At 51.5% G+C, this 16,197-nt stretch carries 8 protein-coding genes and 1 pseudogene; 7 read left to right on the top strand and 2 right to left on the bottom strand.

Annotation, left to right across the window (positions count from 1 at the left end; translation table 11 throughout):
• The first annotated feature begins 2 nt into the window (after positions 1 to 2).
• The 3 genes from C8268_RS17480 to C8268_RS17470 all read left to right on the top strand — a co-directional run bounded on the left by C8268_RS17480 (position 3) and on the right by C8268_RS17470 (position 8,654).
• Positions 3 to 6,851 carry a non-ribosomal peptide synthetase gene (locus tag C8268_RS17480; RefSeq protein WP_106768848.1) on the top strand — a complete coding sequence of 2,283 codons (6,849 nt, stop codon included), beginning with the start codon at positions 3 to 5 and terminating at the stop codon, positions 6,849 to 6,851.
• A gap of 107 nt (positions 6,852 to 6,958) precedes the next feature.
• Positions 6,959 to 7,303: a hypothetical protein gene (locus C8268_RS17475; protein WP_106768847.1), complete on the top strand. Its 345-nt coding sequence runs from the start codon at positions 6,959 to 6,961 to the stop codon at positions 7,301 to 7,303.
• Between the two features lie 73 nt (positions 7,304 to 7,376).
• Positions 7,377 to 8,654, top strand: coding sequence for a methyl-accepting chemotaxis protein (locus C8268_RS17470; RefSeq protein WP_106768846.1), 1,278 nt, complete (start codon positions 7,377 to 7,379; stop codon positions 8,652 to 8,654).
• A 209-nt stretch (positions 8,655 to 8,863) separates the two neighbouring features.
• On the opposite strand, the gene C8268_RS17465 is transcribed toward C8268_RS17470, so the two are convergent.
• Positions 8,864 to 9,886 carry an alpha/beta fold hydrolase gene (locus tag C8268_RS17465; protein ID WP_106768845.1) on the bottom strand — a complete coding sequence of 341 codons (1,023 nt, stop codon included), beginning with the start codon at positions 9,884 to 9,886 and terminating at the stop codon, positions 8,864 to 8,866.
• 136 nt (positions 9,887 to 10,022) lie between these two features.
• Here C8268_RS17465 and C8268_RS17460 point away from each other — a divergent pair, with 136 nt between their 5' ends.
• Both C8268_RS17460 and C8268_RS17455 read left to right on the top strand, forming a co-directional pair.
• A complete protein-coding gene (locus C8268_RS17460; RefSeq protein WP_106768844.1) occupies positions 10,023 to 10,922 on the top strand; it encodes a LysR family transcriptional regulator in 900 nt (299 codons plus the stop codon).
• Between the two features lie 189 nt (positions 10,923 to 11,111).
• Entirely contained in the window at positions 11,112 to 12,296 is a 1,185-nt protein-coding gene (locus C8268_RS17455) for a winged helix-turn-helix domain-containing protein (protein ID WP_106768843.1), read from the top strand.
• Positions 12,297 to 12,338: 42 nt separating this feature from the next.
• Here the strand turns inward: C8268_RS17455 and pdxR are convergent, their stop codons facing one another.
• Positions 12,339 to 13,757: a MocR-like pyridoxine biosynthesis transcription factor PdxR gene (gene pdxR / locus C8268_RS17450; protein ID WP_106768842.1), complete on the bottom strand. Its 1,419-nt coding sequence runs from the start codon at positions 13,755 to 13,757 to the stop codon at positions 12,339 to 12,341.
• Between the two features lie 440 nt (positions 13,758 to 14,197).
• Here pdxR and C8268_RS17445 point away from each other — a divergent pair, with 440 nt between their 5' ends.
• Together C8268_RS17445 and C8268_RS17440 are read left to right on the top strand one after the other, a co-directional pair.
• Complete coding sequence (locus tag C8268_RS17445) at positions 14,198 to 14,941, top strand: YggS family pyridoxal phosphate-dependent enzyme (protein ID WP_106768841.1); 744 nt, start codon at positions 14,198 to 14,200, stop codon at positions 14,939 to 14,941.
• A 19-nt stretch (positions 14,942 to 14,960) separates the two neighbouring features.
• Positions 14,961 to 16,195 (top strand): annotated as a pseudogene (locus tag C8268_RS17440) (benzoate/H(+) symporter BenE family transporter).
• The last annotated feature ends 2 nt before the right edge of the window (positions 16,196 to 16,197 follow it).

Genomic DNA, 16,197 nt, shown 5'->3' with positions numbered 1-16,197 from the left:
CAATGTCGCTTATAACAACCGGTAAATCCGATTTACGGGACTGGAAACCGTATTTGGAATCTCTGGAAGAACGAACCATACTCCGTTTTCATTCCGCAATTCCGTCTGACCCGCTTCAAACGTTCGTTTATCGCTGGCCGCAGCAATTCTCACTCATGATGCAGGACGCACTTCAGGCGCATCGGGTTGAGCCGGACGTATTGCTTGGCGCTGCCTGGGGCCTATTGCTAATGAAATATTTACGAAGAGAGGAAGTAGCTTTTGCCGTTATTGATTCCGGGCAGCAGGCGTACCCTCTATTGATGTCTGGTAAGGCGGATACACAGCTTCAACAATGGTTGCTGCAGGTTGCTTCCGCTATGGATGAAAATCGTGTGCGGGCTGTTGGCTTGGATAGGCTGTCCGCGGTATGTGAGCTTGAAGCCGAACTGCCCGTTTTGAATACGGCCATCGCAATTGGCGATGCCAATTTGCAGGGGAAATTCGAGCTTGTGGTTTCTTATCGGGAACAAGCTTGGGAAGGACTGCAAATTCGATATACGGAGGGCCTGTTTACGGAAGCCTCCATTCAGCGCTTATGCGCGCACCTTCAAAATATAATGACCGCATATTTGACCCTTCCCGGCTCGATGCTGGATGGGATTGGTTTGCTAACGAAGGAAGAGGAGGCACAGCTGGCCAAGTGGAACGCGACGGAACGCCCTGTCGAGCAAAACCGCACGATTCATGGACTATTCGAGGAACAAGCGCGAAAGACGCCGGAGCATGCAGCCGTCGTGTATCAAGGGCAAACTTTGACTTATCGTGAGCTGAATGAACGGGCGGAGAAGCTCGCTCGGATTTTGGCTGGAAAGGGAGCCGGGCGTGGAAGCATCGTAGGCATTATGGCCACACCTTCTCTGGAGATGATAACCGGCGTTTTGGCCATTTTGAAGACGGGTTCCGCATATCTTCCGATCGATCCCGCTTATCCGGCTGACCGGGTCCGGTACATGCTTGAGGATAGCGGCACCCGGCTGCTCGTGACCGAGCCGAAGGTCAAGCTTGCAGACATTCCGTTCCAGGGTGAAACGGTGTGCGCTGTCAGCGCGCTGGCAGACGAGGAAGCTGCGCCGGAACAAGGCAGCGGGGACAGCTGGAGGGATGGGCCATTGGCAGAAACGGCCAAAGCTGACGATCTGGCTTACATTATCTATACCTCTGGCTCGACCGGACGGCCAAAGGGCGTCATGATCGAGCATCGCACACTCGTGAATTTATGCGCATGGCATAACCGCGAATTTGAGGTTACGGATGAAGATCGCGCCACCAAGTATGCGGGCTTCGGCTTCGATGCCTCCGTCTGGGAGATCTTCCCGTATCTCGTATCCGGTGCTGCCATTTATGTCATTCCTGAAGATATCCGGCTCGATGCTGCGGAGCTGCATGCCTTTTTTACGCAGAATGCCATCACGATCAGCTTCCTGCCGACGCAGTTCTGTGAGCATTTCATGACGCTGGACCATCCTTCGCTGCGGGTGCTTCTTGCCGGCGGGGACAAGCTGAAATCTTACAGCCATCCGAAATATGCGCTGTATAACTGCTACGGCCCGACGGAGAATACCGTCGTTACGACCGCATACCGGGTAACGGAGCTTACCGAGAACATTCCAATCGGTTATCCGATCGACAACTGCCAGGTTCATATTGTGGATTCCCATGGACATCCGCAGCCGATCGGCGTTCCAGGGGAGCTATGCATCGCGGGCAGCGGCCTTGCGCGCGGCTACTTGAACCAGCCGGAGCTGACGGAAGAAAAGTTCGTGGAGAGCGAGCTGGCCGGCGGTGGACGTCTCTACCGAACGGGCGACTTGGCTAGGTGGACCGAGGACGGGGTGATCGAGTTTCTCGGGCGCATCGACCAACAAGTCAAAATCAGAGGCTTCCGGATCGAGATCGGCGAGATAGAGCATTGCCTGCTGCAGCATCCAGAGGTTGCCGAAGCGATCGTCATCGATTTAGACGATGCGGCCGGAGCGAAGTATCTGTGCGCCTATGTGGTGTCCGAAGGTGATTTCTCCTATGAAGACATGGCCAATTTCTTGTCCGAGAACCTGCCCGACTATATGGTTCCCGGCAAGCTGGTTCGTCTTGTTGAGCTTCCCCTTACTGCGAACGGCAAAGTGGACCGGCGGGCATTGCCCGTTCCGGCGGCTTCTTACGACGAATCGCAATTCGTGGCTTTGGACGGCGAATGGGAAGAGGGCGTTGCCCAGCTCTGGAGCGAAGTGCTCGGAGTCGCGAGAGTCGGAGCCTGCGAATCGTTTTTCACCGCGGGCGGCGACTCGCTGAAGGTCGTTCTGCTGCAAACCAAGCTGGAGCGCCGATACGGCTTGTCGGTTCCGGTGGCTGTGCTGTTCGAGCATCCGACGGTACGTGAGCAGGCCGAGTGGCTGGAACGCGCGGCTGCCTGCTGTGCCCCTTCCGCGGGAGAAGCGGACATGGCCAAGTCTTCTCCGGGAACGAATCGGATTACGAAGGTTTCTGTCCGGGAGGCTTACCCGGTGTCGTCGGCCCAGCGGAGGCTGTATCTCATCGAGCAGATGGATCAGGTGGGTACGGCTTACAACGCGCCGTTTGCTTTCCGCATCGATGGCCCAGTCGACCATGAACGGCTTGAGCAGGCGCTGTGCGCGATGATCGACAGACATGATGCGCTGCGGACGTCCCTGCATTGGGAAGGTGAGGAAATCATTCAGAGCGTCCACAGCGAAGTGCCGTTTAAGCTGAACGTAAAGGAATCAACGGAGGAAGGGCTGCAGGAGCTGATCTACTCGCTGATCCAGCCTTTTGACCTGGCTGAGGCACCACTGGTTCGCGCATGGCTGATCGCCTGCGGCACCGGAAGCTCCGTGCTGCTCGTGGATTTTCACCATATCGCCGTGGACGGCGTTTCAGCGAACGTGTTCTTCAGCGAGCTGTCAAAATTATACCGCGGCGAAAGCCTGCCGGAGCTTGAGATCGGCTTTGCCGATTTTGCTGTTTGGCAGGCAGGGACCGCTTCAAGCCGCAGCAGCGAGGACTTGCGCACATACTGGGAGAAGACCTTGGCGGGCGAGCTGCCGATTCTACAGCTTCCAGCTGACTTCGACCGGCCGGCGAAGCAGAGCTTCCGCGGTGAGACGATATCCCTTCGTCTGGGCGTGGAAGAGACCGGACGCTTGAAATCCTTTGCGGCAGCTACGGGCACGACGCCGTTTATGGTGCTGTTCGCGGGATACCATGCGCTGCTGTCCCGCTACACCAATCAGGAGGACATCATTACAGGTGTGCCGCTGGCGGGAAGACTCCAGGAGGAAGTGCAGCCGCTGATCGGCATGTTCGTCAATACGTTACCGGTTCGCTGCTATCCGGAGAAGCGTAAGCCGTTTGCCCAGCTCCTGAGCGAAGTCAAGGCGACGCTGCTGAACACCTTCGAGCATCAGGATTATGATCTGGAGGAACTGGTTCGCTCCTTGAACATTCCGCGGGATCCGAGCCGGAACCTGCTGTTCGATACCCTGTTCGTCATGCAAAACACGGGTACGCTTGCGCTTCAGCTTGAGGGTGCGGACGTTTCTCCTCACCCGTATTTCCATCCGATTTCGAAATACGATCTCATGGTGGACATCAACGAAGAGCAGGATGAGATTCGTCTTGATTTGCAGTATTGCACCGATTTGTTCGAACGAAGCACGATGGAAGCGTTCGGCAGCCGTTTCGTGCGGATGCTCGCGGATGCCATGGCACATCCGGATAAGGAGCTGCGCGAGCTGAGCATGTTGAGCATGGAAGAAGAAGCTTTCGTCGTCAAGGCATTAAACGACACCGTTTCGCCTTATCGCAGCGATATGACCGTCCATGGCCTATTCGAGGAGCAGGTACTTCGGACGCCGGACAAGGCTGCCCTGGTCTTCGGCGAGCGTTCGATGTCTTACCGCGAGTTGAACGAGCGGGCAAACCAATTGGCGCATACGATTCGCGCCAAAGGCGTTGCGGCGGATCAGGTCGTCGGGCTGATGGTGGACCGCTCGTTCGAAATGATCGTCGGGCTGCTGGCGATCTTGAAGGCTGGCGGCGCATACGTTCCGATCGACCCTGAATATCCGCAGGAGCGGATCGTTTATATGCTGGAAAACAGCCATACGACGCTGCTGCTGACGCAGAAGCATTTGGCGGGGTATGTGACGTATGCAGGCGAGACGCTTTTGATCGACAGCGAAGAGGCCTACAGTGCACATACAGAAAATCCGGCACATGTAAACAAGCCTGCTGATCTCTTGTACGTCATTTACACGTCGGGTACGACGGGCAAGCCGAAAGGCGTCATGATCGAGCACCAGAATATCGTCAATCTGCTGTGCTACGAGTACACCGCAACCAACGTGGATTACAGCAGCAACGTGCTTCAATTCACGACAATCAGCTTCGACGTCTGCTCGCAGGAAATCTGGTCGACGCTAAACGCGGGCGGCACGTTGCACCTGATTACGAACGACCTGCGGATGAACGTGGGTGAGCTGCTGACGCATATCGAAAAAAGCAGCATCGAAACGCTGTTCATGCCGGTGTCGTTCCTGAAGTTCATTTTGAACGAAAAAGAATACGCGGACCGCTTCCCATCCTCCGTTAAGCATGTCATTACGGCCGGGGAGCAGCTGATCGTGCCGGAGAAATTCCGGGAGCATCTGACGCGTTACGGCGTGTACCTGCATAATCACTACGGACCGTCCGAAACGCATGTCGTCACCACGCACACGATCGATCCGTCCGGGGAAATTCCGGAGCTGCCTCCAATCGGCATGCCGATATCTAATACGCAAATCTATATCGTAAACGATGATTTGCAGCCGCAGCCTGTAGGCATTGCCGGTGAACTGTATATTGCCGGGGATAACGTGGGCCGGGGTTATTACAATAATCCCGAGATGACAAGGGAGCGTTACGTTCCTAATCCGTTTGCGCCGGGCGAGCGCATGTACAAGACGGGCGACCTGGCCCGCTGGACGAAGGAAGGCACGATCGAATTCCTGGGCCGGCTGGACCATCAGGTCAAAATCCGCGGATTCCGTATCGAGCTGGGCGAGGTAGAGAATTCGCTGCTGAATCATGTGGCCGTGTCCGAGGCGATCGTTGTGGCTAAAACGGACGGTAAAGGCGGTCACTACCTCTGCGCGTATTTTACCGCTGGAGCGAAGCTGACAAACAACGAGCTGCGCGAGCATATCGGTAAGCAGCTGCCAGACTACATGATTCCGTCCTATTTCATGCAGTTGCCGGAAATGCCGCTGACGCCTAACGGCAAAATCGATCGCAAAGCGCTGCCGGAGCCCGATGTCTCCCAAGGACGAAGCAAGGAATACGTAGGTCCGAGAACGGAGCTGGAGCAAACGGTGGCTGATATTTGGCAGACCGTGCTGCAGGTCGACCGGGTCGGCATCCATGACAATTTCTTCGAGCTTGGAGGCCATTCGCTGAAAGCGACGGTTGTCGTGGCAAGGCTTCAAAAGCAGTTCGAAATTGGCATGAACGATATTTTCGAATATCAGACGATCGCTAGCCTGGCCGGCAAAATCAAGCCGAAGACGGGACATCTGCACACGCGGCTGGAGCAGGTTAAGCAGCTTTATGCCGGTCTGAAGGAAACGGACTTCTCTGCGGAGGAGGTGAGCTACAAAGAGCGCAATCGGTCCTATGATGATGTGGATATCACGGCATTGAACGGATATGGGGACGTACTGCTCACCGGAGCCACCGGCTATCTGGGTGCGCATCTGCTCCATGAGGCCGTCACGGCCAAAGCGTGGAACGTGCATGCCATCGTCCGCGCCGGATCGGATGCTGAAGCGAAGGAGCGCCTGAAGCGCAAATGCGAGTATTACTTCGGCGAGGGCTGGTTTGAACGGCATGAGGGGCAAATCCATGTCCATGCCGGCGATATCACGAAGGAGCGGCTCGGCCTGCCGGAGGAACGCTACCATGAGCTTCTTCAGCAAGTGGATGCAGTATTCCACTCGGCAGCTAACGTGAAGCATTACGGCAGCTACGCGGATTTCGAGCTGCAGAACGTGACGGCGACCCAGAATCTGCTTGACTTTGCGGCCGAAGGCAAACCGAAGCATATGCATCATATCTCCACGCTGGGCGTGGCAACGGGCATCATCGAAGGAAGAAGGTATGTCGACTTCACCGAATACGATCTGGATTTGGGTCAGCGATTCGAGAACTACTACGCCAAAACGAAGTTCGAAGCGGAGCGGCTGGTCATGGCTGCGCGTGAACGCGGCACGGTCGCGAATATCTACCGCCTCGGCAACATCGTGTTCCATTCCGGTACGGGATGCTTCCAGGAAAATATCGCGGACAACGCATTTTATACGACGCTCAAGTCGTTCCTGGAGCTGGGAACCGTGCCGGAGGAAAACAACGACTTCGACTTCACATACGTTGACCAGTCCAGCAAAGCGATCCTGCTGCTTGCAGATATCGCCGCGCTACAGAGCGAAGTGTTCCATATCGCGAACCCGCACGAGGTTTCGGTGGGCGAGGTGCTTCGAAGCAATCCGATGGGACGCAAGGTTGATCTGCTGGCGTTCGATGATTTCATCGATTACTTGCTTGCGCATTATGATGATGAGCGCCTCAAACATAACATTGAGCAGATCATGCTGCATTACGGCTGGATGGAGGAAGCGGTGTTCACTACGATCTTCCAGATCCGTTCCGAAAAAACGACGCAGATTTTGTCGAAATATGGATTTAAGTGGTCCAAGCTGACTGAGCCGATGATCCGAAATATGTTTGAACATTGCAAAAATGTAGGATTTATATAATTCGACACAATTCTACAAAATTCGGTAAATTCTTCTTTACAAATCTAGCACTTTTGCTTATTCTTTCAATAAGCCATATTTTCTACTAACAGATGGGGGTAACAACTATGTACGAAATTAATTACGATCCAGCGCAAAACCGTATCAATATTAAAATGTTCGAAATTACAAAAGACAACGTAGACAGCTATATCGCCGACTTCATCAAAACGCTTGAAAGCGTAAAGCCGGGCTTTACCGGCTTGACCGATCTGAGCGAAGGCAAATTGCTCACGATGGACGTTGCTGAAAAGTTGGGCCATCTTGGTCAACTTTCCGTTGATCGCGGACTGGCGAAATGGGCTTACTATACCGGCTCCGCCGTATCCAAACTGCAAATGAAGCGCATGTTCGGCGATGTGGTCGATTCCTTCGAAAAGCTGGAAGATGCAGAAGCGTTTTTGAAAAACTAATCAGGTTAAAAAAATACACCCGGTACCTTGAGGCACCGGGTGTAATCAAATAGATGGAGAGTGGAAAAGCACCATGAAAGATCAACAAACAAGCTTACATCGCGCCTATAAGAAGATTGGCATGCAGGGTGCAGGATGCTTTGCCGGGGCGGTCTTAGTCATCAACGCCGCGTGTTTTTTGCTTGGGCTTCCCGTTTATGTAGGATTCATCCTTAGCCTAGTGCTGACCGCGGGGGCGGGTTACGGCGTGGCCGTATGGATGCTGAGAGTAGCGGGGGCTAAGCGGATCGAGAATGGCGGCGGATCCGGTACGGATCGACTCCAGGCTTACGGCGGCGAGGAAGCGGGCAAGAGCTTTGAGCTAGCCATACAGCAGTTTGAAGCATTGTCCGACCAGATGAGCCAGCAATTTGTAAAAACCGCGGATACAATCGGGCAGGTAAAAGGCAGCACGGAGATGGGCTTTTACGTTTCCGATATGATCAAGGAAGCGACGCTCAGCGTTTCAGCCGATTCCAACGAGCAGAAAGAAATGATCCGGGTCAGCTCAAGCACGGTGAACGACGTGGTCATAGCCATTCGCCATATTTCCGGAAGCGCTGACGAGGCCGCCGAAGCGGCGAGTGAATCGTCCAGCAAGGCGACCAAAGGGCAGGAATCGATTCTGGAAGCGATCGGGCGGATGGAAGAAACGAATTCCACCGTTCATTCTCTGGTGGACATTATGAGTCGGCTGGAGGAGAGTTCCCGCAAGGTCGCATCCTTCGTATCGATCATCCGGGAGATTTCCGAACAGACCCATCTATTGGCCTTGAACGCCGCCATCGAAGCGGCTCGCCTAGGGGATGATGGCAGAGGCTTCTCGGTGATTGCCAGCGAGGTGCGGAACCTCGCAGAACAGTCCTCGCAGTCGGCCAAGCAGGTGACGCAGGTAGTGACGGAGATTTTGAAAGAAACGGCACAGGCCGTCGATTCGACAAAAGTCGTTGCGGAGCAGGTGGATGACGGGCTGAGAGTGGTGAATGAGGCCGGAAGTTCCTTTGAGTTCATCAAGCTGTCGATCAGCGAAGTGGCGGGGCAGATGCAGGAGGTATCTTCTTCAGTAGAGGAGATTGCGGCAGGAACCGAGCAGCTGGCTGTGACGATGCAGAAGACGGAACAGATCGCGCTGAAAACGTCGTCAGAAATGAACAATGTGACCCAGGCCGTCGAAGAGCATCATGAAATCATGCAGCAAATCTCCAGCGCGACGGAAACGCTGAACGGCTTTTTCGATGAACTGGAGGCAACTATGAACGAATACAAGAAAAACTTTCAAGGATCGGAACCGACGCTAGAAATGGCCAGCTAATGGACGATTCGGGAATAAGGCAGGGAAAAGGCGCCCATGCCCCGCTGGATGCGGGAACAGGGGTGCCTTTTTTTATGTGGAACGCTCTTGGTACGTGCGGCAGAGGGAATCATGGAGTGTTGAGCCAACATTGTTCTACTTGGTTCAGTCCATTACATCCTCCTTCTCCTCGTCGATTTCTTTCTACAAAACAACCTGCGGACCTTGAGTCAGTTGGCGGATTCAAGCAAGAACGTTTTCAGGCTTTTAGCTATAAATATGGAATCAGGTTCATGCTGTCCAATACCCGCGCAATGCCCCCACTTCGATTCAATCGGGAGGAAGTGTGCATTCGGCATAAGCTCAGCCTCATATTGGTTGTCTTGGGGAGGAAAGAAAAGGTCCGTGCTTCCCGGCATAACCAGCGCCTGTGCTGTAATCCTGCTTAGTGCAAGTTCAAAATCGCCGTTATATACCGGATTCGCGCTAATGTCACCGGTGATGCCAGTACGCAGCATCGTGATCAGGTCATTGGCGTCAAAGGTCTGAAATACTTGATCCCAGTAGTCCACGAGATATTCCTCCAGCGTATGGTAGCCCTCTTGCTGATAGAGCTGCTCCAGATAATAAGCCTGGGAGAAGCCCCAAGGAGCATAAACTCGGCCCATCGCTGCCAGTCCCGCTTTGGGCTGCTGCGTGTAAAAGCCGTTCTTCCAAGCCGCATCAGCCTGAAGGGAAGCGATCATTCCTTCGAATACAACCTTTGCATGTGGTCGTGTCTTTGCCGTCCCTCCAAATGGAGCGATTCGCTCAACCATTTCGGGATAACTTGCTCCCCACTGAAAGGTCTGCACAGCTCCGAGTGACCACCCTACGACGAGGGCGATTTTCGTAATACCAAACTTCCGGGTAACCAGTTGATGCTGCAGCCGCACATTATCGTGTACCGAGACCAGCGGGAAATTAGCTTGATGATAAGGCGGAGGTGTATTACTAGGCGAGGAGGATAATCCATTGCCTAACATGTTAGGGATAATGATAAAATACTTTTCCGGGTCCAGCGCCTTGCCAGGTCCAATTAACCATTCGTTATCGGTATGCAAACCTGCAAACCAGGTTGGGTATACAATTACATTGTTTTTTGCCGCATTCAACGTTCCATAGGTTTTGTAGGCCATGATGGCGTCTGGCAGGGTTTCGCCCGATTGGAGCAGAACATCTCCCAATTCATAAATTTCATAATAATCTCTCATGTGAAAAACTCCTTTTCATAACTAAAGATGAATGGCGCCATTCTTGTCATCACTCTACGACGATGTTATGTTTAAGTCAAAGAAACGTTTGTGAATAGAACGTTCATTTTTTTTGAACTAAGGGTGGGAATATATCATGGAATTACGCCAATTAAAAACCTTTCATACGCTTGCTTCCACACTTAGCTTTACCCGTGCTGCAGAAATGCAGAGCTATGTCCCCTCGACGGTTACGATGCAGATGAAGTCATTGGAGGAAGAACTGGGCGTCAAGCTGGTGGACAGATTAGGTAAAAGTGTGATCCTGACCGATGCGGGGAGAAGTTTTCTACGCTATGTCGACAACATACTGAGTGAACTTGAAGAAGCGCAGCATGCTGTCAAGCAGACTGGCGAGTTGACGGGTACGGTGGTTATAAGCGCGGATGAGACGCTGTGCACGTATCGGCTGCCGGTAGTACTGCGCCAGTTCCGCTTGCGCTATCCCGGGGTTAGGCTGATGTTTCGACCGCTAGCTTATCCGAACCTCAAACAGAGCTTGAAGGAAGGGGGAGCGGACGTTATTTTTATACTGGATGAGGACAAGGGGGAGGCAGGATTCTGCGGAGAAACAATGGTGAATGAACCCTTTTACATATTGACGGCGCCCGATCATCCCTTGGCTGCACGTACAGCATTGTCCATTGAAGATTTTGATGGGGAAACCTTTTTGCTGACGGAGAAGGGCTGCTCTTATCGCACGTTTTTTGAGCGAAGTCTTTCACAGAAGGGCATGGGGGGAATTACTGAAATGGAGTTTAACAGCGCGGAGGCGATTAAGCAATGTGCCATGATAGGGATGGGCATCGCCATATTGCCTGAGATGGCTGTAACGGCCGAAGTGAACCGGGGAGAACTGGTTCGGTTACCGTGGGACTTGACCGCAACATCGTTTGCAACCCAAATGTTTTGGCATGAAGAGAAGTGGATCTCGCCTGCGATCGAAGCCTTTTTAAATCTGACCCGAGAGACATTTTTGAATAACAGCAGCCTATAAAATCTTGGGCACGAATTCATCGGAAATGGAGATTTTTTTAAGAACAAGTATATCATTATGCTCCAGACAATGGTAAAATATGATGGGAACATTTGTTTGTTATTTTGTGCTTTCCCAACGTATGGGTGAAATAGGCGTGGTTGAAATCATTGCAAAAATAGCATTTTTCGTTAAGGAGCCGATGTGCACATGATCCAATTGACGAACCGCCAGGCACGGCAATTTCTGTTATTGAAGCACGGGCTATTGGGCGAATATCGATTTACCGGAAAACAGGGAGTATTGGATTTTGTGCGGCAGGTCGGCTGCATTCAATACGATCCGATCGATGTTTGCGGAAAAAACGCCGAACTGGTGCTGCAGTCGCGAATCCAAGGGTTTACCAAGAGCATTCTCGACGAGCTGCTGTATCAGGATCGACTACTGGTCGATTATCCCGACAAGATTATGGCGATTATCTCTGCCCGGGACTGGCCGTATTTTGAGCGGTACAGGGAGGCCGCCAGGCAGCATGCCAATCGCTACCCCGAAATGGAAGCGTTGACGGAGCAAGTACGAACCCACATCCAACATCACGGTGCGATAAGTTCGGATGGTCTAAAATTGGATGGGAATTTCTCTTGGCAATCAGCTATCCACTGGAGCAGCGGAAACAATGCAACCCGGTCGGTTCTGGAACAGATGTACTCGACAGGGGAGCTAATTATTCATCACAAAATAGGAACGCGTAAATACTATGATTTTGCCGAGAAGTACATACACCCAGATCTGCTGAATGCACCGGAGCCGCTGAAGGACGAGCTTGAGCATCAGAAGTGGCGGATACTGCGCCGGATCGGCGCTGTTGGCCTGTTATGGAACCGAGCATCCGATGCCTGGCTGAATATATGGGGATTAAAAGCGAAACAGCGCAGCGAGGTTTTTCGCCAGTTATTGGACGAAGCTCGCATTGTTGCTGTAGCCGTAGAGCAATTGAAGGATATGCTGTACTGCCGCGCTGAGGATCTGCCCCTTATTGAAGCTGTCTTGCAAAACCCGGCGCCTAAACGGCGCTGCGAGCTGATTGCTCCACTGGACAATTTGATATGGGACAGAAAGCTGATCAGCGAATTGTTTGGCTTCGATTACATCTGGGAGATTTACACGCCCCCAAGCAAACGGAAATTCGGCTATTATGTGCTGCCTCTATTATACGGAGAGAGCTTCATCGGACGAGCAGAGATCATCGCGGAGCGAAAAACCGGGAGACTCGTTGTTAAAAACATCTGGTACGAGAACGGCATAAAACCAACTAAGCCATTGCAAAGAGCCGTGGACCATTGTTTTCAAAACTTTGCCTTATTCAACGGCTGCGAGACGATTTCGATAGAGTAAACGTTACCGGCATAGTTTCGAATGCGTTGATCCCGCTATATGCTATAAGACCGTTTCGGCAAGTCGATCCATACCTTCGACGATAAGTTTTTCATCTACCTTCGCAAAACCTAATACCCACCCTTTGCGTTTGCTCTCCAAGCAATAAGAATGAAGCTGGTGTACCCGAACTCCGCTCTGAAATGCTCGAAAGGTCATGGTATCTTCGTCAAACGATTCATCCGCTTCCAGCAGTACATGCAAGCCGGTTTCAATCCCTCGCACAGTGAACTTATTCCCCAGGCCGCTGGCTGCAATCGCCTTCTGTATCATTTCATGGCGGCGTCTATAGATGTTTCTTGCCCGCCGCATATGGCGCATGAAATATCCATGCTCCATGAAATGTGCCAGTGTCGCTTGCTCCATAATAGGGAGGTGACGATAGGTGAATGCTTGAACACGAGCCAGTTGTGCAATAGCTTCGGCAGGCCCGATAATAGCGGATATGCGAATGCCTGGCATGGTCAACTTCGAGAAGCTCATTAAATAGAGGCAGTTTTGTGGAAGCTGACTAAATAAAGTGAGCACCGGATCTCCGCGGTACCGAAATTCACTGTCGTAATCATCCTCGACAATCCATGCACGTTGTTGGGCCGCTTTATGCAAAAGCTGCTGCCTGCGCGGTTCCGATAACATGACACCTACGGCACACTGATGGGCAGGGGTTACAAGTATAAGCTTCGCTTCAGAAGGCACCTTTTCTACGACAAGGCCTTGCTCATCAACAGGAATGGGAGCAATTTTCATTTGCCGGTATTTCATCGTCATCCAGGCAACGGGATAGCCTGGGTCCTCAACGGTTACGATATCGCCTTTGGTTAAAAGTGTTTGTGTGATAAGGTCGATACTGTGCTGAGCCCCGGATGTTAACAAGATTTGATTCGTGTGAACATGAATCCCGCGCTCTAGCGATAAGTGTCGTTGGATTTGTCGGCGTAACGGCTCAAAACCATACGCGTCTCCGTAAAACCATGATGAAACATCTAATTGGGCAGAGGCTTTCAAATACGATTTTCGCCACGTTTGCAACAATTGCGTATCTATGTAAGGTTGATAGGGGCTAAAATCGATCATCGATTCTTGATGATCTTTACTTCTAAACCATTGTTGTGACTGTTCGAGCAGCGAAGGCGGTTCGGGTATTTGTGGCGGATGAACTAAGGGGGCAGATTTATCGGGACTCTGAATCCAATCATGGACACGAGTTCCATTGCGGCCTGATGTTACCGTATAACCGCGAGTAAGTAGTTCATTATATACAATTTGAATGGTGGAACGGGACACGCCTAACTGCTGGGCAAGCTCTCGGGTAGGTGTCAGGAGTTCGCCTGGCTTCCAAACGCCGTTATGAATATGATCGATAGCCTGGTCGAGCAATTGCTGCCATAAAGGTCTTGGATCGTCCCGATGTACTTTCAGCAATTCGATTCCTCCTTATATAGGTCGGAGTAGAATTAACGATTTTTTGGATTTCTTAATCTGACATTTTCCTGTTATATATAGCAATCCATTTTATCGGTATACTAGCATAGTGTCCTTCCTTCATGCAATGTTATGAAATTTTATACATAGGGGGAAGCATTGCTTAAAGCAATGGTATAACTGCAACCACAACCACAACTTTGTGCGCACTGCTCCCTGTGCGCATGATGCATGGTTCGGGGCATGCTTGGATGGCTGTCGGCCATAGCTGTGAATAAGCGTTTTGTTTCTCCAGGAGACAAACGCTTATTTTTTATGTCTTTGGATTGCTCGAAAACACCATCTTTGGATATATATAAACAAACCATACTTTGGTAAGCTGACGTTGTGTTCTTTAAGGTTTGTATAAATAACGTGGTGCGGAAAAGAGGGTGGGAGACATGAGCAATTTGGTTGAAGAGAATCTTAGAACGGTGAAACAGCAGATGGAATTGGCGTGCCAAGCTTCCGGGCGTAAAACCGAGGACGTAAAGTTGCTGCTCGCGACGAAAACCGTACCGCTTGAGAAATTGCAAATGGCTATGCAAGCGGGCGAGGTACTGTTTGGGGAAAACAAAGCGCAGGAACTGCGGGACAAATTCCCGCTGATGCAGCGATATAACCGGGTGGAGTGGCATTTTATCGGGCATTTGCAGACAAATAAAGTGAAGGATGTTGTCAAATATGTGACGCTTATTCATTCGGTGGACCGTTTGAAATTGGGGCAGGCATTGCACAGGCAGCTCGTCAATGAGAACAAAACGATGGATATTCTGGTGCAAGTCAATACGTCTTACGAGGAAAGCAAATTCGGGGTTCCTCCCGAAGTGGCTTTAGAGTTAGTAGAACAACTGTCACAGTTCGAAACCTTAAACATCAAAGGTTTGATGACGATCGGCAAACTGAACGCTACGAACGATGAGACGCGGCATTGCTTCCGGCTTTTGAAATCTATACAAGCTGAAGTTCAAGAGAGAGGATTCCCGCGGGTAGACATGGACGTACTTTCGATGGGCATGTCCGGTGATTTCAGAGTAGCTATTGAGGAAGGGGCTACCATCATTCGCGTAGGGACAAGTGTATTCGGTCAACGCTACTTGCCGGACAGCTATTACTGGAACGAAAACGTGCGTCAGGACGAATAGCAAGGGAAGGAGAATAGATATGAACACACCATCATCATCGCTGCGCGGACGCGACTTTATATCGCCAACGATTGCCGCTTTAATCTCTGTCATTGTCAACTACGGCGGTACCTTTATTCTCGTGTTTCAAGCGGCAAAAGTCGCGGGGTTAAGTCCCGAAATGACCGCTTCATGGATTTGGTCGATCTCTATTGGCGTAGGTATAACCGGAATATGGCTAAGTTACCGTTACCGGGAACCGATCATTACAGCTTGGTCGACGCCGGGTGTCGCTTTTCTCGTATCGGCTCTAGCCGTAACCCTTATCCGGAAGCCATTGGCGCCTATATGATCTCTGCGGCAGGGTTTATTATTCTAGGTTTATCGGGCATGTTTGAACGTTTTGTCCGGCTTATTCCTCCAGGCATCGCTTCCGGGTTGCTCGCAGGCATTTTGCTGCAGTTTGGCATTTCAGCTTTTGGAGGGGCACAGGTAGATCCGCTGCTTGTCGTAGTGCTGTTTGTCGCTTATGTCTTGCTAAGGCGATTTACTTCCCGTTATGCGATTGTCGGCATTTTAGTCGTTGGACTTCTTTATTTGATCGGCATGGGACAAGTGGATTTCGGAAATATTCAATTGGCTGTTGCCTCGCCGGTTTTTGTTGCTCCGGAGTTTTCGCTGAATGCTTTGCTCGGCGTTGCTTTGCCGCTGTTCATGATTACTTTAACGGGACAATATATGCCTGGCATGCTTGTGCTGCGTAATGATGGGTTCAAAACAAGCGCCAATCCCATTTTGACGGTAACGGGTATTGGTTCGCTTCTTACAGCGCCATTTGGTTCGCACGCATTTAATGTGGCAGCCATTACAGCGGCGATTTGTACAAGAAAAGACGCGCATGAAGATGCGTCAAAACGTTATATTGCAGGCATTGCCTGCGGTATTTTCTATACGGTGATCGGCATTTTCGGGGTGACGTTGGCGGCGCTGTTTTTAATTCTTCCGGCGACTTTCATCGCCACGTTAGCGGGCTTGGCATTGCTTGGCACGATTGGGGGCAGTCTTGCGGGTGCGTTAACGGAGCCGAAGGGACGCGAAACCGCATTGATTACGTTTTTGGCAACAGCGGCCAATGTGACTTTGCTTGGCGTCGGTGGCGCGTTTTGGGGACTGGTTGCGGGTTTGACGGCACATCTATTGATTCATGGGAAATTTCATAAGAAGCAGCTTAGGCTGAGCGGCGTAAAACAAGCTGAAAATAAACAGGAGGCATGAAT

The organism is Paenibacillus faecalis (assembly GCF_900289175.1).
Taxonomy (GTDB): domain Bacteria; phylum Bacillota; class Bacilli; order Paenibacillales; family Paenibacillaceae; genus Paenibacillus_AQ; species Paenibacillus_AQ faecalis.
The sequence above is the reverse complement of the archived record's forward strand: the minus strand, read 5'-3'. Positions and strand labels throughout refer to the sequence as shown.